We start from the raw sequence: 23,971 nt of genomic DNA, 5'->3' as shown, positions 1-23,971 counted from the left end.
GGCCGCGGGGTCCTCGAGCGCGCGTCTAGCGCTCGACGATCCCGTCGCGCAGCGCCTGGCGGCGGAGCGAGATCTTCGTGCTCACGGCGATCCCCTCCGCCCGGTACTTGCCCCGGGCGCTGCGCAGCGAGCTCCGCGCAGCGTCCAGGGTGATGCCCAGGAGCGTCGCGACCTGCTTCAACGGCATCCCGTCGACGAAGAGGCGGACGATCTCGCGCTCGCGGTGCGTGAGGGTGCCGGGACGGTCCGCCCCCAGCAGTTCCCGCGTCTGCGCCGTCAGGAAGCGCTCGTCGCGCGCCGCCGCCCGGATCGCCGCGAGGATCGTCTCGGTCCGCTCGCTCTTGACCACGTAGCCGTGCGCCCCGGCCTCGAGCGCCCGGCTGATCGTCCCCGGCTCGGAGTGCGTGCTGATGATGACTGTGGCGGCGCCGGCGGCCGCGATGATCCGGATCTTCATGGCGAGGTCGAGCTCGTCGCCGAGGTCGATGTCGAGCAGCACCACGTCGGTCGGGAAGGCCGGGTGAGCGAGCAGGTCCGTCCAGGTGCCGGCCGTCGCCGCCACGCGGATGTCCGTGCCCGAGCGGCGGATCCACTCCGCCAGCGCCGCCAGCAGGATCGGGTGGTCGTCGAGGATGGCCAGCGTGATCGCGGGCTCGTCGCTCATGTCGTCGTCCTCCTCCGGGGCCGGTGGGCGACGAGGATCCTCGTCGCGCCGTGGTCGGTCGTCGTGCGGTACTCGCCGAGCTCGCTGAGGATGCCCCAGACCGAGCGGTCGAGGTCGCGGGTGCGGATGCCCGCGGCGACCAGGGCGAGCTCCACCCCGCCGCCCTGGCCCGGCTCCAGGCGGACGGCGAGCGGAGTCCTCCCCGCGGGGGCGGTGAGCAGCCAGAGCACCGAGAGCAGGCGCGAGCGGTCGAGCGGGGGCAGCAGCGCGGCGGCACCTCCGGGATCGTCCACCGCGACCGCGGAGGACAGCAGCGCCGACTCCTCCACGGCGATGCGCAGCCAGGTGCGGTCGTGGCTGCGGGCGAGCGCCACCCGGAGCTCGTCTCCCAGCACGCGCGCCCGCTCGCCCAGCTCCTCGTCCAGGAGCCCGGGCGTCCGGACCCGTTCGAGGAGCTCCTCGATGCGCGCGTCCACCTGGGTGAACTCGTCGCCGTCGGCCGCGTGGACGGTGCTGTCGGCCAGGCTCCGGTCGAGCGTGCGCCGCACGTACTGGTCGAGCGCGGTCAGCACGACGACGCACACGGCCGCCGGCGCGGTGGCGAGGAGGACGTTGCCCACCGCGAGGGCGGCGCCTCCGTCGCCGAGCAGCGCCTGGCCGACGAGTCCGAGCGCCGCGAGCGCGACCAGGACCACGAGGGCGAAGAACGAGCGCGAGAGCGGCTGGAAGGTGATCAGCGCGATCACGCCCGCGCCCACTCCCACGCAGACCGACGGGTAGTACATCGGTGCCGGAGTGGGCAGCGCGTGGTCGGCGAACTCGAGCAGCAGCGCGATCACGTCGACGCCGAGGACGCCCGCGAAGGCCCGGCGCGGCAGCTCGCCGTGGCGGCGCAGGGCGATCGCGGCCCCCGCCGCGCTCGCGGCGATCACGAGCAGCCAGGAGAGACCGCTCACCCAGGTCGCGGACCGGGCGTCGAGGGACCAGAGGTACGAGATCAGTCCGCGGATGTCGAGCATCACCGCCATGGTGAGGAAGCCCAGCCCGAGGTAGCTCCCGCTCAGGCGGTTCGGCCGCGTCAGGCGCTCGCGGATGCTCCACAGCGCTCCGGGGCTCCGATCCGCCGCGCGGACCAGCTCGAGGAGCGTCCCGTCCTCCGGCCCCTCCTCCTGCCGCGTCCCGCTCACAGCGGCACGCTCAGCAGCGGCACGCTCAGCAGCACGGTCGCGCCGGATCCCGGCGCCGAGAAGACCCGGACCGTGCCGCCCACCGCCTCGACGCGGCCGACGACGGACTCCGCGAGGCCCAGGCGCCCCGGCGGCACCGCGGCCGGATCGAAGCCGCGCCCCTCGTCCGTGACGACGACGCGGAGCGAGCCCGCCTCCTCCGCGACGCTCACGTGCGCCAGCGCTGCCCCGGAGTGACGGCGCACGTTCTCGAGGCACTCCCCGGTCGCGCGCACCAGGGCGTCGAGCACCTCCGCACGGATCCGCGGCTGGGCACCGCCGTGCCAGCGCACCTCGACGCCGACCTCCGCCGACCGCCGACCGAGCGCGGCGAGCGGCTCGGGCAGCCGGACGCCGGAGGCCGGCTCCGGCTCGTCCACCGCCTCCACACCGCGCAGGAGCGCGAGGTCGGCGGCCGCCCGGTCGCGCAGCACCGGAGCCGGCACTCCCTCGCCCCGATGGGCCACGAGCGTCAGGGTCGCCAGGATGGTGTCGTGCATGAGCCGCGCGTCGGCGCGGTGCCGCGACTCGGTCTCGCTGGAGCGGCGCTCGGCGTCTTGGGCCCTCCGGAGACGGGCCGTGCCGACGTGGGCCCGCGCGACGCTGCCCGCGAGCCAGCGGGCGGCCGTCAGCAGCAGGGCCCAGCAGACGACGATCGAGAGGAGGACGAACGGCGCGCGCCCGGACGCCCCCGTCGTCGCCGCCCCGAGGACCAGGACCGGGAGCAGCGCCAGGACCGCGGCCCAGGGCAGGCCCCGCCAGGCGCCGACGGCGAGCATCGCGCACGGCAGCGCCATCGAGGTGAGCATCGTGATCCCGCTCAGGATGGCTCGGAGGGAGGCGTCGACGTCCGGCGAGAGGAACGCGACGAGCGCCGCGACGTCCAGCGCGAGCCCGAGGGCGACCGCCCTCGCCCCCGTCGCGACGGACCGGCTGGGCGCGAGCTGCACGAGCGCCGAGACGACGAGCAGCGCGGCGCTCGGCACCACCGTCAGCAGCTGGGCCGGAGTCAGGGCGAGCAGGTGCAGGGCTGAGGCGGCGGTGAGCACCCCGCCGGCCCGCCGAGCGCAGAGCACGCCGACCTCCCGCTGCTCGCGCAGCAGCACCGCGGCGTCGGCGGTGGGGTCGGCGCGTTCCGAGTCGTATCGTGGCACACCGCGACCCACTCCAGCGGGCCTTCCGGCCGTCCAGCGCACGCGGATCGGCGCGCCGTATGACGCGGGCGGTCGCGCTCGGGGGCCGTGATCCCGTAGAGTCGAGACATCTCCTGGGCGATCGCCCGAATTCCACGGCTGAGAAGTCGCACGACGACGAAGAGACTCAGCCCCTGATAGAGACCGCACCGACCGAGAGCATCGTCCTCGGTCGTCCGGTTCGAACGCCCGCCTCGCACGTGGGTACCGCCCTTCACAGGACGCCGCGGAAGCCGCGCCGTTCCTCGTTCGACCCCCGCTCCACCGGCTCGCCCGGTCCGCGGGACGTTCTCCCCCGCAGAGCCGCCCTCCCCCGGAGGCGCGAGCTCAGCCCCTAGACGACCCGGACGACTCCGGCAGACGCGTGTTTCACCCGCGGAGGCCGAGTCGAGCGGGTACCGCACACTCGTGCGGACTCTGACGACGCCGGCCCCGGTCGGCGTCATTAACACATAAGGAAAAGAAATGCCTACTGGCACCGTTAAGTGGTTCAACTCCGAAAAGGGCTTCGGCTTCATCGCTCCCGACGACGGAGGCGCCGACGTGTTCGCGCACTTCTCCGCCATCGCGAAGCAGGGCTACCGCGAGCTCGTCGAGAACCAGCACGTCGAGTACGACGTCGAGCAGGGCCGCAAGGGCCCGCAGGCCGCGAACATCCGCGGCGTCGGCGAGTAATCTCCGACTTCCGACGCCCCGTCGACCAGGATCCCCGGATCCGGTCGGCGGGGCGTCCGTCGTTGACGGGGTGATTCCGCCCCGCCGGCGGAGGCGAAAGCCGTGTCACCCCTCCGGGCCGCAGGATCGGTATCCTCTCCGTGGCGGCTCCCGAGCTCACGGAGCCCGCGACGCCGTCCGGGACTCCGGCGCGTCGGCACCACTTCACGGCGGAGACAATGGGACGACTGATCTACGGACCGCAATCACTCGAGATCGACTTCGAGGACCGGCTCCTCGCGCACCTCAAGGTCGCGATGTTCACCAAGATGCGGCGGAACGAGTCGTTCAGCCTCTCCTGGAGCGAGCCGGAGTCGTCCGGCTACGGCCGCAGCTCCGTCTGGGTGCACCCGACGACTCCGCTGCACTTCCGGTTCCACGGCAGCAAGCGGCCGTCGCTGAACCGCCTGTGGATCGAGCAGTTCATCGCGAGCGCGAACAACACCGGCGAGATGACCGTGGTGCCGGAGCCGGCCGAGGGCTCCTGACCCGCGACGCTCCTCAGACCACGAGCGGCCGGGCCGTGTGCACGAGCTCCTCGTGCGGCAGGGCCCGGAGGCGCTCGGCGATCTCGGCACGGGCGCCTGCGTCGACCGAGGCCCGGGCGTGCTCCTGCGGCCGCAGCGGCGTAAGGGTGACCAGGTCGGCGTGACCGGTCGCCAGGTCGAGCCGCTCGGGCAGGCCGGGGCTGCGCAGGCCCAGGAGGACACCGACGGTGCCCTGCTCATCGGTCCAGGCGGGCGGCGCCGCGACGTTCGCGAGCCGCGCCGTGTCGAGGGAGCTGCGGCAGCACACCCCCTGGAGGGCGGCCCGTCGGGCGGCCTCGTACAGCAGGCGGAAGTGCCAGTGGTTCCAGAGCTCGGCGGTGGGGACGCCGCGGACGGCGGACGTCTCGAGGCACAGCTCGAGGCCGAGACCTGTGCCGGGATGCGCGAGCCGGTCGAAGGGATCGCTCAGCCCGTCGGTAGCGAGCACCACGGAGGCGCCGCGGTCCACGCGCAGGAATGCACGGTGATCGGTGGGCCAGCGCGCGCCGCCGCGGACGCCGGGATCCTCGGTCGAGACGACGACGGTGCGATCGAGCGCACCCACTCCGCGCCAGGCGTCGGCCCGGTCCTCCGCCACCGCCTCGGCCAGCGCCCGCCTCTCGTCCTCGGTCCATCGGACCTCACGAGTGCGGTTCAGGAACAACGACATGGGACTCCCCGTCCGCGCGACCGGCGTGCCGCGCTCCCGGAACGCTACGGCGCCCACCCCTGCTCCTCCTCCGAGCAACCGGAACGCCAGCTGTGTTTGTTGCGCGGCGGTCCCCGCCCGCCGCGGCGCGGTCGGCTCCCAGGAGTGGCCGGGCAGGTGGAGCGGGTCGCGACCGGCTACGCCGAAACGCTGGAACGCGTTTCGACGGTTCGCCTCACGGCGGTGTTCACTCCCGCGGCGGTCCCCGCCCGCCGCGGCGCGGTCGGCTCCCAGGAGTGGCCGGGCAGGTGGAGCGAGTCGCGACCGGCTACGCCGAAACGCTGGAACGCGTTTCGACGGTTCGCCTCCGGCGGTGGTCGTTACCGCGGCGGTAGCCGGCCGCCGCGGAAGGAGGCTCAACCCAGCGGGTTGATGCCGTTGGTGCGCCAGCGCTCGTCGGCGAGCTGGCCGGGGGTGCCTGCGCTCGCGTTCTCGCCCAGGGGCTCGCCGCCCTCGACGGCGTCGGCGCCGAGCGCGGTGCCGGCTCCCTCGGCGGTGCTGCCGGGGGGAAGCAGGCCCTCCTCGTCCTCGCGGGGGCCGACCTCGTCCTCGGGGGCGTTCTCGGAGCCGCTCTCGCTCATCGGGTCGTAGCCGTGGTCCGGGTCGCGGCTCTCGTCGGCCGTCGTCTTCTCCTCGACCTCGGCGTCGGCGGGACGGACGTCGTCGGCCTTCTCCGCATCGGTGGAGGGGGTGGCCTCGAAGCCTGCGAACTCGGGGCTGTCGTCTGCGCTCATGGCCGCCACGGTAGCACCGGGCCCGCGGGCACCGGAGGGGGTTCCGCCGGGCTCCCGCGACGCCTCCGCTCAGCGGCCACGCCCTAGGCTCGGGGGGCTGGCACGGACGACGGGAGCGACATGCGACGACTCGGGTACGACAGGTTCGGCGGGCCCGATCTGCTCTCGTGGCGGGAAGCGCCGGTGCCCATGCCGGGTCGCGGCGAGGTCCTGGTGCGCACGCGCGCGGCGAGCATCAACGCGACCGACGAGAAGATCCTGTCCGGCTCCGCGCGGATCATGGCCGTCGGCCGCTCCCGTCCCTACGGGTTCGGCCTCGACATCGCCGGCACCGTCGAGGCGCTCGGCCCGGGGTCGCACTCGGTCGCGATCGGCGACCGCGTGGTGGGGATGACCCGCGACGGCGACGCCTTCGCCGACGCGTCCATCGCGCGCAGCCGCTCGCTCGTCCCGATGCCCGACTCCCTCGGCTTCGTCGAGGCCGTCACGCTCGCGATGTCGGGCGGCACCGCGGTGGGCCTGGTGGACGCACTGCACGTGCGCGCCGGCGAGCGCGTCCTCGTCAGCGGCGGCTCGGGAGCCATCGGCGATCCGACGATCCAGCTGCTGGTGCGGGCCGGCTGCACGGTCGCGGCCACCGGCTCGGCCGCCTCCGCCGACCTCCTCCGCTCGCTCGGCGCCGAGCCGCACGACTACCGCGCGCTCGACCTCGGCGTGCTGGGCGGCCGCTTCGACGTGGTCGTCGACGTCTCCGGCCACCTGCCGGTCGACGACGCGGCGATCCTCCTGGCCGAGGGCGGGCGCATCGCGACGCTGGTGCCGAGCGGTCCGGCGCTGGTCTCGCAGGCGACGGGCCTCGTCCGCCGCGACCGCCCGCGGGTGCGCAACATGATCGTGGTGGCGACGGCGGAGCGGATCGGGCGCGCGGTCTCGCTCGCCACCTCCGGCGAGCTGCGGCCCCGGCCGGGCGCCGTGCATCCGCTGGGCGACGTCGTCGACGTGCTGTCGCGCCGAGCGACCGGCGCCGACCGCACGATCGGCAAGATCGTCTTCACCGCCGACGACTCGGCTCCGCTGAGCTGACCTCCGGCTCCTCCTCCTCTGCCGGGCGGCCGAGCGAGAGCGTGGCCAGGAAGCCGACGGCGAGGAACCCGGCGGCGGCGAAGGCCGCGTAGCGGGTGCCGTCCGAGAACGCCTCGCCCGCCGCCCGGGCCGCGTCGGCGGTGGCCGGTGAGGCGGCCAGCCCCGCGATCGCCGCACCGGAGGAGTCGACCACCGCGTCGACGGTGCTCGCGACCTGCTCCGCGGGGAGGCCCTGCTGCTCGAGGGAGGTCGTAAGGACCCCCGCGGTCGAGGTGTAGAGGATCGTCCCGAGCACGGCGATGCCCAGCGCCGAGCCGACCTGCCGCGCGGTCGACTGCGTACCCGAGCCCTGCCCGCTGAGCTCGACGGGCACGTCCCGGAGCACGACCCCGGTCAGCTGCGCCGTCGCGAGGCCGACGCCGAAGCCGTAGACGGCGAGGAACGGGACGAGGGCCCACCACGGAGTGGAGTCGGAGACGACCAGGCCGATGCCCGCGACGCCGACGATCTCGGCCGCGAGGCCCACCCGCACGATCAGCACCGGCGCGACCCTGTTGCCGAAGGCGCCGGCGAAGCCCGAGGCGACGAAGGAGCCGAGCGCGAGCGCGAGGAGCACCAGGCCGGTCTGCACGGCCGTGTAGCCGAGGACGCTCTGGAGCCAGATCGGCAGCGCCAGGATGATCCCGAACTCGCCGAGGGAGACGATCATCGCGGCGAGGTTGCCGTTGCGGAACGAGGCGAGGCGGAAGAGCCCGATCGCGAGCATCGCCGAGCGCCCGGCGCGCTCGCGGGCCCGCGCCCAGAGGACGAAGGCGACCCCGGCGAGCACCGCGACGGCGAACGCGATCGGGACCGGCGAGAGGCCGAGCGGCCAGCTCCAGCCGCCGACGCTCAGGCGCTCGTCGACGCCCCACCAGCCGAGGGTGCGCCCCTCGATGAGGGCGAACACCAGGGAGGCGGAGGCGATGATCGAGAGCGCGGCGCCGACGAGGTCGACCCTCCGCCCGTCGGGCTGCCGCGACTCGTCGACGAACAGCAGCGCTCCGACCACGATGATCACGCCGAGCGGGATGTTGATGCCGAACGCCCAGCGCCAGGAGAAGTCGGTGGTGAGCCAGCCGCCGAGCAGCGGGCCGACCGCGGTCATGCCGCCGATGGTCGAGCCCCAGACGGCGAAGGCGATGGCGCGCTCGCGCCCGCGGAAGGTGGCGTTGATCAGCGAGAGGGTCGTCGGCAGCACCATCGCTCCTCCGACGCCCTGCACGACCCGGGAGAGGATCAGCAGGTCGCCGGTCGGAGCGAGGGCCGCCGCGACGGAGGAGAGCGCGAAGAGCGAGACGCCGACGATCAGCATCCGCCGCCGGCCCCAGCGGTCGGCGAGGGTGCCGAAGACGAGCAGGAGCGCGGCGAACACGAGCGTGTACGACTCCTGCACCCACTGCACCTGGGTCGAGGTGATCCCGAGATCGGCGACGATCGACGGGATGGCGACGTTGACGATGGTCGAGTCGACGATGATCGTCGCCACTCCGAGGCTGATGACGACCAGCCCGATCCACTTGCGGTTGCGCACGACGCTCTCCTCCGACGATTTAGTAAGCCAGCTGACTATATGCCCGCGGAGGGCGCCGTGTCGAAGGGAGGGCCTGGAAGATTAGCGGGAGGCGGGCGCGGCGACAAGGGCGCGAAGCTCCCGGAGCCGCCCGGTCAGGATGGACGCATGCCCGCATCCCCCCGTTCCTTCCCGTATCCCCTCGGCGTCTCCCTCCGCGGCGACGCCGGCGCCGACGTCGCCGTCTACTCCGAGACCGCGGACAGCGTCGAGGTCTGCCTCTTCGACGAGTCCGGAGCAGAGACCCGCGTCGCCCTCACCGAGCGGACCGGCCACGTCTTCCACGGCCTCGTCCCCGAGATGGGCATCGGCACCCGCTACGGACTGCGCGTCGACGGCCCCTGGGACCCCGCCAACGGCCTCCGCCACAACGCCGCCAAGCTCCTCCTCGACCCGCACGCCACTGCGATCGAGGGCTCGTACACCTGGTCCGAGGACGTCTTCGGCCAGTTCTACGAGGACGCCGACTCCCGCAATGACGCCGACTCCGCGCACGCGGTCCCCCGCTGCGTCGTCACCGACCCCGACTCCTTCGACTGGAGCGGCGACACCGCGCCGCGCATCCCGCTCGAGGAGACCGTCGTCTACGAGGTGCACGTGAAGGGCTTCACGAAGCTGCACCCCGACGTGCCCGAGGACATCCGCGGCACCTACCGCGGCCTCGCGCACCCCGCCGCGATCAAGCACTTCACCGACCTGGGCGTGACCTCGGTCGAGCTGCTCCCCGTGCACCAGTTCGTGCAGGACTCGCACCTCGAGGAGAAGGGCCTGCGCAACTACTGGGGCTACAACTCCCTCGGCTTCTTCGCGCCGCACAACGAGTACTCGCACGCCGGGGACGACGGCTCGCAGGTCGACGAGTTCAAGGCCATGGTCAAGGCGTTCCACGAGGCCGGCCTCGAGGTCATCCTCGACGTGGTCTACAACCACACCGCCGAGGGCAACGACAAGGGCCCCACCCTCTCGTTCAAGGGCATCGACAACGGCTCCTACTACCGACTGGTGGAGGAGGACCGCGCGAACTACTTCGACACCACCGGCACCGGCAACAGCCTCAACGTCGCGCACCCGGCCGCGCTCGGCCTGATCATGGACTCGCTGCGCTACTGGGTGAGCGAGATGCACATCGACGGCTTCCGCTTCGACCTCGCCACCACCCTCACCCGCCAGACCGGTGAGGCCGAGGTGCACAGCGCCTTCCTCGACCTGATCGCGCAGGACCCGGTGCTCGCGCCCGTCAAGATGATCGCCGAGCCGTGGGACACCGCCGGCTACCAGGTCGGCGGCTTCCCCGCGGACTGGTCGGAGTGGAACGGGAAGTTCCGCGACGACGTGCGCGACTTCTGGAACGGCGCCGACTCGGTGCTCGGCACGACCGCGCAGCGCGTCCTCGGCTCCCCCGACGTGTACGAGGCCGACCGCCGCTCGCCGGTCTCCAGCATCAACTTCGTCACCGCGCACGACGGCTTCACCCTCGCCGACCTCACCGCGTACTCGCGCAAGCACAACGCGGCCAACGGCGAGGACAACAACGACGGCGAGAGCGACAACCGCTCCTCCAACAACGGCGCCGAGGGCCCGACCGAGAACGAGGCGGTCAACGAGCGCCGCGACCGCATGCGCCGCAACTTCCTCGCGACGCTGCTGCTCTCGGCCGGCGTGCCGATGATCCTGGGCGGCGACGAGATCGCCCGCACGCAGGGCGGCAACAACAACGCCTACTGCCAGGACGACGAGATCTCGTGGTTCGACTGGGAGAACGCGGACCGCGAGCTGATCGCCTTCACCCGCGAGCTGATCGCCCTCCGCGCCGCGGAGCCGGCGCTGCGCCCGAAGTGGTTCCGCCGCGCCCCCGGCGACGGCGGCCCCGACACGGTCGACATCCTCCGCTCCGACGCGCAGGGCTTCGCCGACGAGGACTGGGACAACCCCGACGCCCGCTCGATCACGTTCGTGTTCGAGCACGAGGGCAGCGCGAGCTTCGCCCTGCTGCTGAACGCGGCGGAGAACGGCGTCGAGTTCACCGTTCCCGAGGCGCCCGGCGCCGAGTGGACGCTGGCCGCCTCGAGCGACCCGGAGCAGGTCGTCGAGGGCGAGGTCACCACGCTGATCGTCCGCGACGGCTCGTTCACGCTGCTGCGCTCGGCCTCCTGATGACCGGCCGGACCCCGCGGCTCCTCCGCTTCGGCGGGCGCATCGCGGGGTTCGGCACGTCCTCGGGCACGAGGATCGTGCTGGGCCTCTGGGTGGACACCCCCTTCGGCCCGTTCGCGGACGCGATGGTCGAGGACGGCGACGGCCACCGCCTCCTGATCGCACCGACCCGCGAGGTCGCGGACTTCATCGGGTCGACGTACGCGTTCGACGAGGTGCGGATCGCGCCGGTGTCGTGGCGGAGGATCGCGGGCGGCCTGTCCGTCTCGGCCGGACCGCTCGCGGTGCGCCTGGAGCTCGGCGGTCTCACTCCGCTCGGCCGGCTGCTGCGGATCGTTCCGCGGCCGCTCGCCGAGCACCCGGCATGGCTGACCGCGATCTCGCCGGTCGCCTCCCTGCTCGTCCGCGGGGTCGGCACGGCCGGGTCGGCCGGGCACGGACGCCGCGAGTACTACGGCGTGCGGGCGATCCGCCGCGTCGAGGGCGTCCACGCGGTGCTGGCGGAGGAGGACCTCGGCCCGTTGCGCCCGCTCTCGCCGCCCGTGCGGTTCGGCTTCTCGTCGGCGCCCGCCGCTCCGGCGATCGTCGACGTCACCACCACCATCGCGCTTCCGCGCGAGGGGACCACCGCGCTCCGGCGCGACCGAGAGAGAGGAGCCGCCTCGTGAAGAAGGGCGACAAGATCAGCTGGAACACCTCGCAGGGCGAGACCCACGGCGAGCTGGTCGAGAAGAAGACGAAGGAGTTCCAGTTCGAGGGGCAGAAGTTCAACGCCTCGGACGACGAGCCCTACTGGATCGTGCAGAGCGACAAGACCGACGCGAAGGCCGCGCACAAGGAGTCGTCGCTGACGAAGAAGTGAGCGGGCGCAGGCCGAGCGGCTGCGGGCCGGGCTCCGGATCGACTCCGGGGCCCGGCCCGCGCCCGTCTCACGCGATGCGGATGAGCTTCTTGTTCACGAACTCCTCGAGGGCGGGGCGGCCCATCTCGCGGCCGGTGCCCGAGCGCTTCACGCCGCCGAAGGGCAGCTCGGCCGCGTCGCCGAGGACGAGGTTGATCCAGACCATCCCCGCGTCGATCCGGTCCGCCAGGCGCAGCGCCTGCTCCTGGTCGGTCGTGTAGAGGTAGGAGCCGAGGCCGTAGGGGGTGTCGTTCGCGAGGGCGATCGCCTCGTCCTCGTCGCGGACGCGGTAGAGCGCGGCGACGGGGCCGAAGAACTCCTCGCGGTAGGCGTCCATCTCGGGCGTGACGCCCTCGAGCACGGCGGGCGGGAAGAAGTTGCCGGTCACCTCGCCGCTGGCGCGGACGGTGGCCCCCTGCTCGCGCGCGGCCGCCAGCTGCGCCTCGAGTCGCTCCGTCGCGGCGGAGGAGGAGAGCGGGCCGAGGAGGGTGCCCTCCGCGAACGGATCGGCCGGCTGGGCGCGGGTGAACGCCTCCGTGAACTTCTCGGCGAACGCGTCGTACAGCTCGTCGATCACGATGAAGCGCTTCGCGGCGTTGCAGGACTGGCCGTTGTTGTCCAGGCGCGCGGCGACCGCGTCCTCGACCGCCTTGTCGAGGTCGTCGGTCGACAGGAGCACGAACGGGTCGGAGCCGCCGAGCTCGAGCACGACCTTCTTCAGATGGCGGCCCGCGAGCTCCGCGACGGCCGCGCCGGCCCGCTCGGAACCGGTGACGGAGACGCCCTGGACCCGGGGGTCGGCGATGACGGTCGCGGCCTGCTCGTTCGTGGCGTAGAGGTTCACGTAGACGCCGGCGGGCGCACCCAGCTCCTCGGCCGCGGTGCGGAACATGTCGGCGATGGCGGCGGCCGACTCCGGGCACTGCGGCGCGTGCTTGAGCAGGATCGTGTTGCCCGCGACCACGTTCGGGCCGGCGAAGCGGGCCACCTGGTAGTAGGGGAAGTTCCACGGCATGATGCCCAGCAGCACGCCCAGCCCGGCGCGGCGGATCAGCGCGGAGCCGGTGCCCTCGGCGAGCTCGATCGGCTCGTCGGCGAGGAAGGCCTCGCCGTTCTCGGCGTAGTAGCGGTAGATGTCGGCGGCGAAGCCGACCTCGCCCTGCGCCTGGTCGAGCGGCTTGCCCATCTCGCGGACGATGATCGCCGCGAGCTCGTCGGCGCGCTCGACGTGCAGCTCTGCCACGCGGGCGATCAGCGCCGCGCGGGTCGCGACGGGCACGGTTCGCGACCACGAGGAGTAGGCGTCCTGCGCCGAGCCGATCGCCGCGGTCAGCTCGGCGTCGCCGAGGGTCGGGTACTCGCGGAGGGTCTCCCCCGTGGCCGGGTCGATCACGGCGTAGTGGGTGCTCATGCGGGCTGTGCTCCTTCGCGCTGGGGGGCCGGTGCGGTCGCGCCGTCCTCGTCGATGATCTCCTGTGCCAGGCGCCTGCCGACGCGGATGGCGCCGTCGACGTGCTGGTAGCCCTCGGCGGCGAGGTCGCTCGTGCCGAAGCGGAGCGGACCCACCGGCTCCAGCTGCAGCGCGCCGTACCGGGTCAGCCCGCCCAGGTCGAAGCTCGCGGCGTACGCGCCCTGCGTCCACTCCTCGGATGCCCAGTCGCTCTCGTAGTAGACGACCGGATCGAGCGCGGCCGGGCCGAAGTAGGCGGCGAGCGAGTCGAGGATCGCGGCCTTCCGCACCGCCTCGTCGAGCGCGAGCACGCGGTCGGCCTTCTCGTCCGAGACGAAGCCGACCAGGGTGCCGCGCTCCTCCCCGTGGTTCGAGTTGTCGTAGGCCTCGTGCACGAGCGAGTGCGGGCTGAACGCGGTGCCGGAGAGGCCGTCGGCGCGCCAGAAGGGCGTGGCGTAGGTGGCGTGCACCTTGATCACGAGGCCGAGCGACTGGTGCTGCAGGGCCTGCTGCCGCAGGCGCGGGAGCGGCGGGTCGAACGAGATGCGGCCGACGAGGTTCGGCGGCACGGCGACGATCGCGCGGCGGGCGCGGAGGACGACGCCGTCGGCGCGCACCTCGACCCCGTCGTCGCCGTAGCGGACGGAGCGGACCGGGTGCCCGAGCAGGACGCGCTCGGCGCCGAGGCGCTCGGCGAGCCGCTCCGGGACCTGCTGGAGGCCGCCGATCACGCGCTTGTCGAGGATGAAGTCGGCGTCGACCAGGTTGCTGAAGCTCCCCGCGCTCGCGGCCATGAGGAGCGCCTGGAGGAGGGAGAAGGCGTGCGCCGGCTTGGTGAGCATGGCGTCGGCGAGGAAGAGGGCGATGTTGGCCCATGCCTCCTCGTCGTCGCTCTGCTGCTCCAGCCATGCGGCGAAGGTGATGCGGTCGTAGTCGCGGGCGAGCGGGTGCGTCCACGGCGCCGCCGGATCCGTCTCGGCGACGAGGCGGTCGAGCACCTCGATCAGGCGGGAGATCTCGGACTCGGTGCGCTCGCTCCCCGGGAAGATGTCGCCGGTGAAGCGGCGGGCGGAGCCGTCGGCGCCGATGTAGACGCTCTCGCCCTCGCGGTAGCGGGAGTAGGTGCCGAGGCCGAGCTCGTCGAGGGTCTCGAGGAGCGCCGTCTGGTCCGGCGAGACCCACTGGCCGCCGAGCTCGAGGAGCTGCCCGTCGACCACGCGGGTCTCGAGCCGACCGCCCACCCGCTCGCGCGCCTCGACGACGACGACGTCGAGGCCGTGCTGCTGCAGCCGGAGCGCCGCGGTGAGTCCGGTGGCACCGGCTCCGATCACGACGACGTCGTGCTCGCTGGGGGACATGACTTCTCTTTCCGTCGGTGATCGCGGGAGTGGACGCGCGAATACGGACGATCCTGTCACAGAAGCGGAGGAGAACGTCAGTGAGTGCGCCCGATGGAGGGTGGACTCGAAGCGCCCTCGACCGAACTACATAGGCGTGCTATATTGTTTCTCGTGCCCGATCCCAGTGCCCCCGTGCGTCTCGCCTCCGCCGCCACCGCCCTCACGCGGTTCGCGGGCCGGGCGAGCGGCGCGACCGGGCTCGGCGCGCAGTCCGGAGCCGTCTGGTCGACGCTCGCCGAGCTGCGCACCGCCTCCCCCTCCCGCCTCGGCGAGCTCGCCGAGCGGGTCCGCGTCACCCAGCCGACGATGACCGGCATCATCGCCCGGCTCGACGAGGCCGGCTGGATCCGCCGCGTCCACGACGCCGGCGACGGCCGCGCCTGGCTGATCGAGGGCACTCCCGCCGGCTTCGACGCCCTCGCCGAGCACCGGCTCCGCCTCGAGGCCGCCCTGGCCCCGCTGTTCGAGGACCTCGACGAGGACGACCGCCTCGCCCTCGAGCGCGCCGCGACCCTCGTCGAGGCCCGCGTCGCCCGGATCGCCGGCACCCCCGTCCCCTCCTCCCCCGAGAAAGGCTCCACGCCGTGACCACCTCCCCCCACTCGCCCGCCCAGGGCTCGATCCTGAAGCAGCCGCTGGCCGTCTGGGCCGTCGCCTTCGCCGCGGTGATCGCCTTCATGGGGATCGGCCTGGTCGACCCGATCCTCCCGGCCATCGCCGAGAGCCTGCAGGCGACTCCGACCGAGACCTCGCTGCTCTTCACGAGCTACCTCGTCATCACCGGCGTCGTGATGTTCTTCACCAGCTGGCTCTCCAGCCGCATCGGCGCCAAGAAGACCCTCATGATCGGCCTGGTGCTGATCGTGGTGTTCGCCGCGCTCGCCGGCACGGCGGGCAGCGTCGAGGGCGTCATCGGCTTCCGCGCGGGCTGGGGCTTCGGCAACGCCCTGTTCATCTCGACCGCCCTGTCGACCATCGTCGGCGCAGCGAGCGGAGGCTCCTCCGCGGCGATCGTGCTCTACGAGGCCGCACTGGGCATCGGCATCGCCGTCGGCCCGCTGCTCGGCGGGCTCCTCGGCAGCGTCTCGTGGCGCGGTCCGTTCTTCGGGACCGCCGTGCTGATGGCCGTCGGCTTCATCGCCATCGCGACGCTCCTGCGCGAGGACGGCCCCAAGCCCGCTCCGACTCCGCTCTCGGCGCCCTTCGCGGCCCTCAAGGTCCCGGCCATCCGCACGCTGGCGGGTGCCGCCCTGTTCTACAACATCGGCTTCTTCGTGCTGCTCGCCTACACGCCCTACCCGCTCGGGCTGGATGAGATGGGCCTCGGCTTCACGTTCTTCGGCTGGGGCCTGGGCGTGGCGATCACCTCCGTGTTCGTCGCTCCGCTGCTCACCCGGCGCCTCCCGCGCACCGTCGTGCTGCGCTCGGTGCTGCTTCTGCTCGCGCTCGACCTGATCGCCGGCGGCCTCGTGATCTCGTCCCGTGTCGGCCTGATCGTCTGCATCATCGTCGGCGGCCTGCTGCTCGGAGTCGTCAACACGGTGCTCACCGAGTGCGTGATGGAGGCGACCGACCTGCCCCGCTCCGTCGCCTCGTCCGCCTACTCCGGCGTCCGCTTCCTCGGCGGCGCGATCGCCCCGCCCGCCGCCTCCGCCCTGGCCGCCGCGATCTCGCCGGCCTTCCCGATGTACGCCGCAGCCGGAGCCGTCGCCGTCGCCGCGCTGATCGTGCTGCTGGGACGCCGCACCCTGGCCCGCGCCGACGCCCACGAGCCCGAGCCCGAGCTCGTCGAGGCGCAGGCGATCACGCTCGGCGAGTGACGCGCCCGGCAGGCTTCAGGGGCCCGCCGAGGGGTCACGAACGGTCGTCATCCGGGCAGGGTGACGGCCGTTCGTGACGCCTGGACGCGGTCGAGCGGGAAGGGCGCAGGATCCGACCTGTGGAGAACCGGTTCACGAGGATCGGGAGGCGGGACAGTGGCCGGATGCACGATCCCTCGCCCCTTCCGATCGGACTCCGCGGCCGCGCCTTCACCGTCGCTGACGCTCGCGCGAGCGGACTGAGCCGCGGGCGGCTCCGCAGCTCCGACCTCCACCGGCCCTTCCACGGGGTCCGCACCGCCGACCCCGACCCCGACCTGCGCCTGCGCGCGCAGGCGCTCCTCGCGCTGGTCGGTCCGCAGGCTCTCCTGAGCCACCTGACGGCGGCGCGGCTCTGGCCGCTCGACCTCCCGCCCGCCGCTGCGGACGAGCCGGTGCACGTCAGCGTCCGCCGGCCGGGACGCGCTCCCCGGCACCGGAACGTCGTCGGCCACGCCCTCGCCGATCCCGACGTCCGCCGCGTCCTGCGCCGCGGACTGCCCCTCACCGATCCGGCCTCGCTCTTCTGCCATCTCTCCGCGCTCCTCGAGCCGGACGACCTCGTCGCGGTGGGCGACGCGCTGGTGCGCACGCCGGTCGTCGGCGATCCGGCCGATCGACGGCCCTGGGTGCCGCTGCCCGACCTGCGGGAGCGCGTGTCGTCCTTCCGCGGTCGGGGCTCGGTGCGGCTCCGCGCCGCGCTCGCTCTGGTGCGGGACGGGGCGGACTCGCGGCAGGAGTCGCGGTTCCGGCTCGCCTCGGTGCGGGCGGGCCTCCCGGAGCCGGTGCTGCAGGAGCCGCTGTTCGACTCCGACGGGGTCTTCGTCGGGCGGCCGGACGGCTGGTACCCTGCGGAGCGGGTCGCGTGGGAGTACGAGGGCGACGGTCACCGCACCAGCAACCGGCGCTTCGCGCGCGACCTCGGCCGCTACGACGACCTCGCCTCGATCGGCGTCCGCGTCGTCCGCATCGTCGGCGCCGAGTTCGTCCCCCACCCCGAGCGCTCCGTCGAGCGCCTGCGACGAGCACTCGCCGAACGGTCCCCGCATCGACGACCGCCGAGGGGTCGCGAACGGTCGTCATCCGAGCGGGATGACGACCGTTCGTGACGCCTCACGGGAGGGCGCGCGCTCAGGAGTCAGGGCGCGACCTCGAAGAGGCGCGGGCGCAGCGCGGACGTGCGCGGGTCGGCGGCGCAGGCGGCGAGCGCCGCCGCGAGGACGCCGCGGGCCGGGTGCGGCTCGCGGACGTACACGTCGACGCCGGCGGGCGTGAACGGCGTCCGGGCGAAGCGGGTGAGGGCCCAGCCCGCCTCCTCGTCGGCGGCCACGAACGACCAGCGGCTGCGGGCGAGGAGGGTCAGCGGCTCGACGCCGCGCCAGCGGAAGCCGGACGGATCGTGCGGGTCGGGGGTGTCGATCCCGACCACGTAGTGCGAGCGCGTGCGGCCGCGCCAGCTGACGACGTCGCCGATCCCGCCGGTCGGGAGCGGCGCGTACGTGATCGCCACCCCCGACCGCGAGCGCCAGAGCGGCAGCGAGGAGCCCCGGACGAACCAGGTGCCGCTCGCGAGCGCCCGGGCGTCGATCATCGGAGGGCGTGCTTGATGTTGGTGCGGGCCAGCGCGACGGCCTCGCCCGCTCCTCCGTTCATCACGATCTTCGAGACCGCCAGCGCGAAGCCCTTCACCTGCGCGCCCGTGATCGTGGGCGGGAGCGAGAGGGCGAGCGGATCCGTCACCACGTCGACGAGGACCGGGCCGCCGTCGGCGAGAGCCGAGCGGAGGGCCTCCTCCACGTCGCGCGGGTCCTCGACGCGGATGCCGCGGATGCCGATCGCCTCCGCCACCTTCGCGTAGTCGACCATCGGCACGTCGACAGCGAAGTCCGGGAAGCCGTCGACCAGCATCTCGACCTTCACCAGCCCGAGCGTGGAGTTGTTGAACACGACGATCGTCACGGGCAGCCGGTAGGCGGCGACCGTGACCAGCTCGCCCATCAGCATCGAGAGCCCGCCGTCGCCGCTCAGCGAGACGACCTGGCGCCCCGGGTGAGAGAGCTGCGCGCCGACCGCCTGCGGCAGCGCGTTCGCCATCGAGCCGTGCATGTACGAGCCGAGCAGGCGCCGCTTCCCGTTGGGGGTGATGTAGCGGGCCTGCCAGACGTTGCCCATGCCGGTGTCGGCGGTGACGATCGCGTCCTCGGAGAGCAGGCCGTCGAGCGTGGACGCGACGAGCTCGGGGTGGATCGGGCTGCGCGTGCCGACCTCGGTGTACTTCCCGACGACTCCGGTGACCAGCTTCTCGTGCTTCTTCAGCGTCTTGTCGAGGAAGCGGTGGTCCTTCCGCTGCACGAGCGGGGTCAGCGCGGTGAGGGTCGCCGCCACGTCGCCGTGGACGGGGTGCGCGACGCTGACGCGGCGCCCGAGCTTCGAGGCGTCGCTGTCGACCTGAGCGATCACGACCTTCGAGGCGTCGGGGAGGAACTGCTCGTAGGGGAAGTCGGTGCCGAGGAGGAGGAGCAGGTCGGCGTCGTGCATGCCGGCGTGCGCCGCTCCGTAGCCGAGGAGGCCCGTCATGCCGACGTCGTAGGGGTTGTCGTACTGGATCCACTCCTTGCCGCGCAGGCTGTGCCCGACGGGCGCGCCCACCAGCTCGGCGAAGGCGACGACCTCGTCGTGCGCGTTCTGCACTCCGGCGCCCGCGAAGATCGCGACGGTCCGCGCCTGGTCGATCGCGGCCGCGAGGGCGCGGACGTCGGCGTCGGCGGGGACCAGGACGGGCGTCGACGGCAGCACGAACGCGGGGAAGCCGTCCACCGCTTCCAGCTCGGCGATGTCGCCGGGGAGGGTGACCACGGCGACTCCGCGGAGCGCCACCGCGCTGCGCATCGCGGCGTTGACGACCCGCGGGGCCTGGGCGGCGGTCGAGATCAGCTCGCGGTAGTTCGAGCACTCGACGAAGAGCCTGTCCGGGTGCGTCTCCTGGAAGTAGGACGAGCCGATCTCGTTGCTCGGGATGTGGCTCGCGATGGCGAGCACCGGGGCGGAGGAGCGGTGCGCGTCGTAGAGGCCGTTGATGAGGTGCAGGTTGCCGGGGCCGCAGCTGCCGGCACAGACGGCGAGGCGCCCGGTGAGCTGCGCCTCCGCGCCGGCGGCGAAGGCGGCCGCCTCCTCGTTGCGCACGTGGATCCAGTCGATGCCTCCCTTCTCGGAGCCGCCGCTGCGGCGCACCGCGTCGACGATCGGATTCAGCGAGTCGCCGACGATCCCGTAGATGCGGGAGACGCCGGCGTCGATGAGCTGAGCGATGAGCTGGTCTGCGACCGTCTTCTGAGCCATGACCCCATTCGACCGGACCGGGCTGAGCGTCCGCTACTCCGGAAAGTGGAGATCCGGATCGAGTGCATCCCCCTCGGGACGGATGCCCTGCACCCCTAGCCTGGGAGCCGTCACAGGAACACCTCCGTGCAGCAGATCCCGGGAGTCGTCATGAACCGCCGCAGAACCGCCCTCGTCCTGGCCGCCGGCGCAGCCCTCACCCTCGGCCTGACCGGCTGCTCGGGCCTGAACGGCCTGATGGGAGGCGAGACCCGCGACGACGAGACCGGGGAGATCACCGAGGGCGGGACGACCGACGTCTTCCAGCTGCGCGTGGGCGACTGCCTGAACGGCGAGCTCAGCGAGGAGGCGACCGAGGTCACCGATGTGCCGACCGTGCCCTGCACCGACCCGCACGTCTACGAGGTGTTCCAGAACCTGACGATGGCCGACGCCGACGAGTACCCGGGCGAGTCCGTCGCGACGGAGCAGGCCGAGACCGACTGCGTCACGGCGTTCGAGTCGTTCACCGGGATCGGCTACCAGGACTCGGCGTACGACTTCAGCTACTACTACCCGACCGCCGAGAGCTGGGGCACGGGCGACCGCACGATCAACTGCATGATCACCGACCCGAACGGGCCGAGCACGGGCACGCTGGCGGGCGTCGCGGCCTGATCGCGATCCCCGCGCGCGGCGGTGCCGGTCCCGCCGAGCGCTCCGCGCGCGGCCGGTGTCAGTCGCGGTCGCGCGCGGGGAACAGGCGCAGCAGCAGGCCGGAGCCGATCCAGACCACGGCGATCCCCGCGACGAGCCAGGAGGCTCCGAGGCCGGACGCCGCTCCCGCCAGCACGGCGCCGACGGCCGCGGCGGCGGAGCGCAGCCCCGCGCCGATCGTGAACACCTGCGAGCGGACGGCGGCGGGGCTCTCCTGGTCGCGCAGCAGCAGCATCGCGGCGTTCGAGGGGGCCGTGAAGACGCCGGCGACCGCGAAGGCGGCGACCGCCACGACGATGCCCAGGTCGGGGACGGCGACCAGGAGGACGGCGCCGGTCGCGATGTAGGCGGCGCCCATGGTCCACGCCGGCGGACGGCGGGTCCAGCGGCGGGCCGCCACGGCGAGGGCGCCGAGCAGGCCGCCCACGGCGAAGGCGGTCAGGATCCACGCGGCGGCGTCGGTGCTGCCCAGCCGCTCCACCGAGAGGCTGATCGCCGCGACTCCCGCCGCTCCGCCCGCGACCTGGCTGAGGGTGCCCGCCGAGGTGACCACCGCGATCGGACGGTGCCGCACGAGGTGGGTGACGCCCGCGACGATCGTCCGCAGCACGCCGACGGTCGGCGCCGGACGGGCCTCCATCGCCAGGCCGAGCGACCCGACGACGCCGATGAGGGCGAGGACCGCCATGGCGAGCATCGCGGTCCGCGCTCCCCCGACTCCGACCGCGAGGCCCACGATCGCCGGCCCGCTGATCGAGGCGACCGTGTACGAGAGCGAGTCCTGCGCGTAGGCGCGGCGCGGCTCCGGGATGGCGCTCGTGACGAAGCTCGACATGCCGCCCATGTAGACGGGCGTCGCGAGCCCCGCGAGGAGCAGCAGCACCACGATGAGCGGCGTCGGCACCTCGCCGAGGAAGGCGGCGACCGCGAAGGCGACGGCGGTCGTGAGCGCGGCGCCGACCAGGAGCCGGCGGGGGCGGCAGACCCGGTCGAGCACCGTGCCGACGAGCGGCGCGGCGATCACGGCGGGGAAGAGCGCCGCTCCGGTCAGGGCACCGCCGAGCGCGACGTCGCCGAGACGCTCGACGGCGAGGACGGGGAGGGCGACGACCATGCCGGCGCTGGCCAGGCGGAGGGGGATCGACGCGGCCTGGTAGCTGACCGCGCTCATGCGGGACCGGGGATCGACATCACCTCCGATGGTGCCACGGCTTTGGAGCGGGGTCGTTCGGAGAGGCAGGCCACCGGCCTCTGAGCGGCCTGCGGCGGCGCGCCCTAGGCGATCGGCGTCCGCGCCGCGAGCTCGGCCGCCGCCGCGACACCCAGGCGCCAGGGCGCGCCGTGGCCGGGGAGGAGGGTCCGCGCCCCGGTCCCGGCGAGGACCCGCAGCGAGTCGAGGGACTGCGCCGTGTCGGCGGTGGCGGCGCGCGCGACCAGGTGCGGGCCGGTGCGCGCGGAGTAGGGGTCGAGCGTGACCAGCGCGTCTCCGCCGATCACCGCGTCGCGCTCGGGCAGGTGCAGCGAGACGTGCCCGTCGGTGTGCCCCGGAGTCGCGAGCACGCGGGGCGACCCGGGCACGTCGAGCACCGCTCCGGCGGTCAGCGGCAGGGTCCCGTGCACGGGCGGCACCGCGAGCGCGCCCGCACGGGCCATCGCTCCGAGCACCGGGATCGCGGAGGGGTGCAGCAGCGGGTACACGAACGGCGTGCGCTGGCGGCGGTAGGAGTAGGGCTGCGCGGCGAGCGGCTGGTCGGCCGCGTGCAGGTGCACGGGGACGCCCCGCCGGACGAGGCTGCGGGCGACGCCGAGGTGGTCGAAGTGCGCGTGGGTCAGCACGAGGGCGTCGATGTCGCCGAGCGAGCGGCCGAGCACCTCCAGCGCGCGGACCAGGTGCGGCCACGTCCTCGGGAGTCCGGCGTCGACGACGGTCAGCCGGCCGGCCTCCTCGATCAGGTAGAGGTTCGTCCAGGCGTGCTCGAGCCGGTGCACTCCGGGTGCGACGTCCCGGTGCAGGCTCGCGCCGCCCCCTCGCCGCTGCTGCCGGCCCTGCTGCTCGCGCTGCTGCTGCTCCATCGTGCTCCCGCCCCTCCGGGCCCGCGCCCGATCGCGACGACGCTACGAGCGTCTGCGACGGATCGGACAGGGCGTTGACGGCGGGGGTCCGCGTCGTGCAGGGCTCAGCGGCGCCGCCCGCGGAGGGCGAGCTGCACCGCGGCGAGCAGGAGGAGGACCGCGAAGAGGATCCCGGACACGCGCGCCGGCAGGAGGAAGGAGAGCGCCACTCCGGCGAAGGAGAACGCCGTGGCGGTGAGCCCGACCACGAGACCCGCCCGCACGTCGAGCAGGCCGCGCCGGGCGTTCGCGATCGAGCCGGTGACCGCCGTCGGGATCATCGCGGCGAGCGAGGTGCCCTTGGCCAGGAGGTCCGCGAGCCCGAAGGCGCCGACCAGGACCGGCACGGCGATCGCTCCGCCGCCGATGCCGAAGAGGCCGGAGGCGACGCCCATCCCGATGCCGAGCCCGGCGAATCCGGGCCACACGCCCCAGCCCTCGGCGACGTCGCCGGTGTCGTTCGAGCCGAACACGGCCATCCGCACCGCCGCGGCCACGAGCAGCGCCACGAACATCCAGCGCAGCACGCCGAGGGGCAGCCGCGCGAGCAGCCAGGATCCGGCCACCGCCCCGAGCATCGCCGCGGCCGCGATCACCGCCGCCGGGACCCAGGCGACCTGACCGGCGAGGGCGTAGCCGAACGCTCCGGCGACCGAGGTCGGAGCGATCGCGAGCAGCGAGGTGGCGGAGGCGCGGCGCTGGTCCATCCCGGCCCACGCGATCAGCATCGGCACCATCACGATCCCGCCGCCGACGCCGAACGCGCCCGACAGGGTCCCGCCGACCGCGCCGATCAGGGCCAGGACGAGCAGGGCGCGCGGGCGCATGCGCGCGGCCGTCCGATCGGGGAGGGGCGCCTGCGGGGCGGTCGCGTCGGTCACGGCTCCATGCCACCACAGCACCGGGCCGAGGGCGAATCGACGGGCGTCGACCGCGTTCCTGAGAGGACCGGCCCGGCCCGGCCCGCCTCTCTGGCAGTTGCCTGGGCGGGCCGGATCCGACCGTGACGTTCGGCGTCGACGGAGCGTCCTACCTGCATACCCCGCCTGATCGAGCGATCGGGCCCCGAGCGAAAGAGGAGACCATGGCCGAGACCACCGCGACCACCACCCGTCAGACCAGCACCGGATCCGGACGCACCGTGATCGAGGACGGCGTCATCGCCAAGGTCGCCGGCATCGCCGCGCGCGAGGTCCCGGGCGTCCACGCCCTCGGCGGAGGAGCGGCCCGAGCGATCGGCGCCATCCGCAACGCGATCGGCAACGACGACCGCGGCCAGGGCGTCAAGGTCGAGGTCGGCGAGCGCCAGGTCGCCGCCGACATCACCATCGTCGCCGAGTACCCCGCGCCGCTGCAGAAGGTCGCCGAGGACGTGCGCTCCGCCGTCGCCGACGCCATCCAGCACATCGCCGGCATGGAGGTCGCCGAGATCAACGTGACCGTCCAGGACGTCCACATCCCCGAGGACGACACCCAGGAGTCCGACCCGCGCGTCGTCTGACCCGTTCCCCCCGCACCGACGCCCCGGGCCGGACGGCACCGGGGCGTCGGTGCGGGGGGAACGGGTCAGACGACGCGCGGGTCGGACTCCTGGGTGT

Annotated in this window: 24 protein-coding genes; 11 read left to right on the top strand and 13 right to left on the bottom strand. The window is 73.5% G+C overall.

Annotated features, from left to right (window positions below; all coding sequences use genetic code 11):
- Positions 1-25: 25 nt before the first annotated feature.
- Genes C5C39_RS11690 through C5C39_RS11680 form a run of 3 tightly spaced genes read right to left on the bottom strand, consistent with a single transcriptional unit; the run spans position 26 to position 3,044 of the window.
- Positions 26-664 carry a response regulator gene (locus tag C5C39_RS11690; RefSeq protein WP_104353435.1) on the bottom strand — a complete coding sequence of 213 codons (639 nt, stop codon included), beginning with the start codon at positions 662-664 and terminating at the stop codon, positions 26-28.
- Entirely contained in the window at positions 661-1,851 is a 1,191-nt protein-coding gene (locus C5C39_RS11685) for a hypothetical protein (protein WP_104353434.1), read from the bottom strand. Before C5C39_RS11685 ends, C5C39_RS11690 begins: the two co-directional genes overlap by 4 nt.
- A complete protein-coding gene (locus C5C39_RS11680; RefSeq protein WP_104353433.1) occupies positions 1,848-3,044 on the bottom strand; it encodes a sensor histidine kinase in 1,197 nt (398 codons plus the stop codon). Before C5C39_RS11680 ends, C5C39_RS11685 begins: the two co-directional genes overlap by 4 nt.
- A 504-nt stretch (positions 3,045-3,548) precedes the next feature.
- Here C5C39_RS11680 and C5C39_RS11675 point away from each other — a divergent pair.
- Both C5C39_RS11675 and C5C39_RS11670 read left to right on the top strand, forming a co-directional pair.
- Entirely contained in the window at positions 3,549-3,758 is a 210-nt protein-coding gene (locus C5C39_RS11675; protein ID WP_055786246.1) for a cold-shock protein, read from the top strand.
- 218 nt (positions 3,759-3,976) lie between these two features.
- Positions 3,977-4,285, top strand: a complete 309-nt coding sequence (locus C5C39_RS11670; protein WP_104226101.1) for a hypothetical protein — start codon at positions 3,977-3,979, stop codon at positions 4,283-4,285.
- A gap of 13 nt (positions 4,286-4,298) precedes the next feature.
- On the opposite strand, the gene C5C39_RS11665 is transcribed toward C5C39_RS11670, so the two are convergent.
- Together C5C39_RS11665 and C5C39_RS11660 are read right to left on the bottom strand one after the other, a co-directional pair.
- Positions 4,299-4,994, bottom strand: coding sequence for a hypothetical protein (locus tag C5C39_RS11665; RefSeq protein WP_104238971.1), 696 nt, complete (start codon positions 4,992-4,994; stop codon positions 4,299-4,301).
- A 395-nt stretch (positions 4,995-5,389) separates the two neighbouring features.
- A complete protein-coding gene (locus tag C5C39_RS11660) occupies positions 5,390-5,767 on the bottom strand; it encodes a hypothetical protein (protein WP_146083927.1) in 378 nt (125 codons plus the stop codon).
- Between the two features lie 120 nt (positions 5,768-5,887).
- On the opposite strand from C5C39_RS11660, the gene C5C39_RS11655 reads away from it, so the two are divergent.
- A complete protein-coding gene (locus C5C39_RS11655; RefSeq protein WP_104267194.1) occupies positions 5,888-6,850 on the top strand; it encodes an NADP-dependent oxidoreductase in 963 nt (320 codons plus the stop codon).
- On the opposite strand, the gene C5C39_RS11650 is transcribed toward C5C39_RS11655, so the two are convergent.
- A complete protein-coding gene (locus C5C39_RS11650; RefSeq protein ID WP_104353431.1) occupies positions 6,819-8,423 on the bottom strand; it encodes a DHA2 family efflux MFS transporter permease subunit in 1,605 nt (534 codons plus the stop codon). The genes C5C39_RS11655 and C5C39_RS11650 overlap by 32 nt on opposite strands.
- Before the next feature lie 147 nt (positions 8,424-8,570).
- Here C5C39_RS11650 and glgX point away from each other — a divergent pair, with 147 nt between their 5' ends.
- The 3 genes from glgX to C5C39_RS11635 are packed head-to-tail and all read left to right on the top strand — an operon-like array spanning position 8,571 to position 11,478.
- Positions 8,571-10,616, top strand: a complete 2,046-nt coding sequence (glgX, locus tag C5C39_RS11645) for a glycogen debranching protein GlgX (RefSeq protein WP_104353430.1) — start codon at positions 8,571-8,573, stop codon at positions 10,614-10,616.
- A complete protein-coding gene (locus C5C39_RS11640; protein ID WP_104353429.1) occupies positions 10,616-11,284 on the top strand; it encodes a hypothetical protein in 669 nt (222 codons plus the stop codon). The genes glgX and C5C39_RS11640 overlap by 1 nt, the downstream gene beginning before the upstream one ends.
- A complete protein-coding gene (locus C5C39_RS11635; protein ID WP_056866275.1) occupies positions 11,281-11,478 on the top strand; it encodes a DUF2945 domain-containing protein in 198 nt (65 codons plus the stop codon). Before C5C39_RS11640 ends, C5C39_RS11635 begins: the two co-directional genes overlap by 4 nt.
- A 67-nt stretch (positions 11,479-11,545) precedes the next feature.
- On the opposite strand, the gene C5C39_RS11630 is transcribed toward C5C39_RS11635, so the two are convergent.
- Entirely contained in the window at positions 11,546-12,928 is a 1,383-nt protein-coding gene (locus C5C39_RS11630) for an NAD-dependent succinate-semialdehyde dehydrogenase (RefSeq protein ID WP_104226095.1), read from the bottom strand.
- Positions 12,925-14,325: an NAD(P)/FAD-dependent oxidoreductase gene (locus tag C5C39_RS11625; RefSeq protein WP_104353428.1), complete on the bottom strand. Its 1,401-nt coding sequence runs from the start codon at positions 14,323-14,325 to the stop codon at positions 12,925-12,927. Before C5C39_RS11625 ends, C5C39_RS11630 begins: the two co-directional genes overlap by 4 nt.
- Positions 14,326-14,478: 153 nt before the next feature.
- On the opposite strand from C5C39_RS11625, the gene C5C39_RS11620 reads away from it, so the two are divergent.
- The 3 genes from C5C39_RS11620 (at position 14,479) to C5C39_RS11610 (ending at position 17,335) form a co-directional block, all read left to right on the top strand.
- On the top strand, positions 14,479-14,955 hold the full coding sequence (locus C5C39_RS11620) for a MarR family winged helix-turn-helix transcriptional regulator (protein WP_146084654.1): 477 nt from the start codon (positions 14,479-14,481) through the stop codon (positions 14,953-14,955).
- Complete coding sequence (locus tag C5C39_RS11615; protein WP_104225140.1) at positions 14,952-16,187, top strand: MFS transporter; 1,236 nt, start codon at positions 14,952-14,954, stop codon at positions 16,185-16,187. Before C5C39_RS11620 ends, C5C39_RS11615 begins: the two co-directional genes overlap by 4 nt.
- Positions 16,188-16,351: 164 nt before the next feature.
- Entirely contained in the window at positions 16,352-17,335 is a 984-nt protein-coding gene (locus C5C39_RS11610) for a hypothetical protein (protein WP_104353427.1), read from the top strand.
- A 29-nt stretch (positions 17,336-17,364) separates the two neighbouring features.
- Here C5C39_RS11610 and C5C39_RS11605 read toward each other — a convergent pair whose 3' ends face one another.
- The gene (locus C5C39_RS11605) at positions 17,365-17,817 is read right to left on the bottom strand and encodes a hypothetical protein (protein ID WP_104225142.1); all 453 of its coding nucleotides are present in this window, start codon (positions 17,815-17,817) and stop codon (positions 17,365-17,367) included.
- Positions 17,814-19,565, bottom strand: a complete 1,752-nt coding sequence (locus C5C39_RS11600; protein WP_104226089.1) for a pyruvate dehydrogenase — start codon at positions 19,563-19,565, stop codon at positions 17,814-17,816. Before C5C39_RS11600 ends, C5C39_RS11605 begins: the two co-directional genes overlap by 4 nt.
- A 126-nt stretch (positions 19,566-19,691) precedes the next feature.
- Here C5C39_RS11600 and C5C39_RS11595 point away from each other — a divergent pair, with 126 nt between their 5' ends.
- Positions 19,692-20,222: a septum formation family protein gene (locus C5C39_RS11595; protein ID WP_244230582.1), complete on the top strand. Its 531-nt coding sequence runs from the start codon at positions 19,692-19,694 to the stop codon at positions 20,220-20,222.
- A 58-nt stretch (positions 20,223-20,280) separates the two neighbouring features.
- Here the strand turns inward: C5C39_RS11595 and C5C39_RS11590 are convergent, their stop codons facing one another.
- The 3 genes from C5C39_RS11590 to C5C39_RS11580 all read right to left on the bottom strand — a co-directional run bounded on the left by C5C39_RS11590 (position 20,281) and on the right by C5C39_RS11580 (position 23,254).
- Positions 20,281-21,432, bottom strand: coding sequence for an MFS transporter (locus C5C39_RS11590; RefSeq protein ID WP_104353426.1), 1,152 nt, complete (start codon positions 21,430-21,432; stop codon positions 20,281-20,283).
- Between the two features lie 104 nt (positions 21,433-21,536).
- Positions 21,537-22,334, bottom strand: a complete 798-nt coding sequence (locus tag C5C39_RS11585) for an MBL fold metallo-hydrolase (protein WP_104225146.1) — start codon at positions 22,332-22,334, stop codon at positions 21,537-21,539.
- Positions 22,335-22,438: 104 nt separating this feature from the next.
- Positions 22,439-23,254, bottom strand: a complete 816-nt coding sequence (locus tag C5C39_RS11580) for a sulfite exporter TauE/SafE family protein (protein WP_104233037.1) — start codon at positions 23,252-23,254, stop codon at positions 22,439-22,441.
- Between the two features lie 203 nt (positions 23,255-23,457).
- Here C5C39_RS11580 and C5C39_RS11575 point away from each other — a divergent pair, with 203 nt between their 5' ends.
- Positions 23,458-23,874, top strand: coding sequence for an Asp23/Gls24 family envelope stress response protein (locus C5C39_RS11575; RefSeq protein WP_104283097.1), 417 nt, complete (start codon positions 23,458-23,460; stop codon positions 23,872-23,874).
- The last annotated feature ends 97 nt before the right edge of the window (positions 23,875-23,971 follow it).

Origin of the sequence: Rathayibacter sp. AY1F3, from assembly GCF_002931975.1 — a bacterium.
Classification (GTDB): Bacteria; Actinomycetota; Actinomycetes; order Actinomycetales; family Microbacteriaceae; genus Rathayibacter.
This window is presented reverse-complemented; position numbering and strand designations above follow the sequence as displayed.

What these genes read in the sequence shown, in the direction of transcription:
- C5C39_RS11590 (WP_104353426.1), bottom strand. Translation starts at nt 21,432, where the DNA reads ATGAGCGCGGTCAGCTACCAGGCCGCGTCGATCCCCCTCCGCCTGGCC.
- C5C39_RS11660 (WP_146083927.1), bottom strand. Translation starts at nt 5,767, where the DNA reads ATGAGCGCAGACGACAGCCCCGAGTTCGCAGGCTTCGAGGCCACCCCC.
- C5C39_RS11625 (WP_104353428.1), bottom strand. Translation starts at nt 14,325, where the DNA reads ATGTCCCCCAGCGAGCACGACGTCGTCGTGATCGGAGCCGGTGCCACC.
- C5C39_RS11605 (WP_104225142.1), bottom strand. Translation starts at nt 17,817, where the DNA reads ATGATCGACGCCCGGGCGCTCGCGAGCGGCACCTGGTTCGTCCGGGGC.
- C5C39_RS11575 (WP_104283097.1), top strand. Translation starts at nt 23,458, where the DNA reads ATGGCCGAGACCACCGCGACCACCACCCGTCAGACCAGCACCGGATCC.
- C5C39_RS11610 (WP_104353427.1), top strand. Translation starts at nt 16,352, where the DNA reads ATGCACGATCCCTCGCCCCTTCCGATCGGACTCCGCGGCCGCGCCTTC.
- glgX (WP_104353430.1), top strand. Translation starts at nt 8,571, where the DNA reads ATGCCCGCATCCCCCCGTTCCTTCCCGTATCCCCTCGGCGTCTCCCTC.
- C5C39_RS11690 (WP_104353435.1), bottom strand. Translation starts at nt 664, where the DNA reads ATGAGCGACGAGCCCGCGATCACGCTGGCCATCCTCGACGACCACCCG.
- C5C39_RS11665 (WP_104238971.1), bottom strand. Translation starts at nt 4,994, where the DNA reads ATGTCGTTGTTCCTGAACCGCACTCGTGAGGTCCGATGGACCGAGGAC.
- C5C39_RS11670 (WP_104226101.1), top strand. Translation starts at nt 3,977, where the DNA reads ATGGGACGACTGATCTACGGACCGCAATCACTCGAGATCGACTTCGAG.
- C5C39_RS11640 (WP_104353429.1), top strand. Translation starts at nt 10,616, where the DNA reads ATGACCGGCCGGACCCCGCGGCTCCTCCGCTTCGGCGGGCGCATCGCG.
- C5C39_RS11630 (WP_104226095.1), bottom strand. Translation starts at nt 12,928, where the DNA reads ATGAGCACCCACTACGCCGTGATCGACCCGGCCACGGGGGAGACCCTC.
- C5C39_RS11655 (WP_104267194.1), top strand. Translation starts at nt 5,888, where the DNA reads ATGCGACGACTCGGGTACGACAGGTTCGGCGGGCCCGATCTGCTCTCG.
- C5C39_RS11675 (WP_055786246.1), top strand. Translation starts at nt 3,549, where the DNA reads ATGCCTACTGGCACCGTTAAGTGGTTCAACTCCGAAAAGGGCTTCGGC.
- C5C39_RS11600 (WP_104226089.1), bottom strand. Translation starts at nt 19,565, where the DNA reads ATGGCTCAGAAGACGGTCGCAGACCAGCTCATCGCTCAGCTCATCGAC.
- C5C39_RS11585 (WP_104225146.1), bottom strand. Translation starts at nt 22,334, where the DNA reads ATGGAGCAGCAGCAGCGCGAGCAGCAGGGCCGGCAGCAGCGGCGAGGG.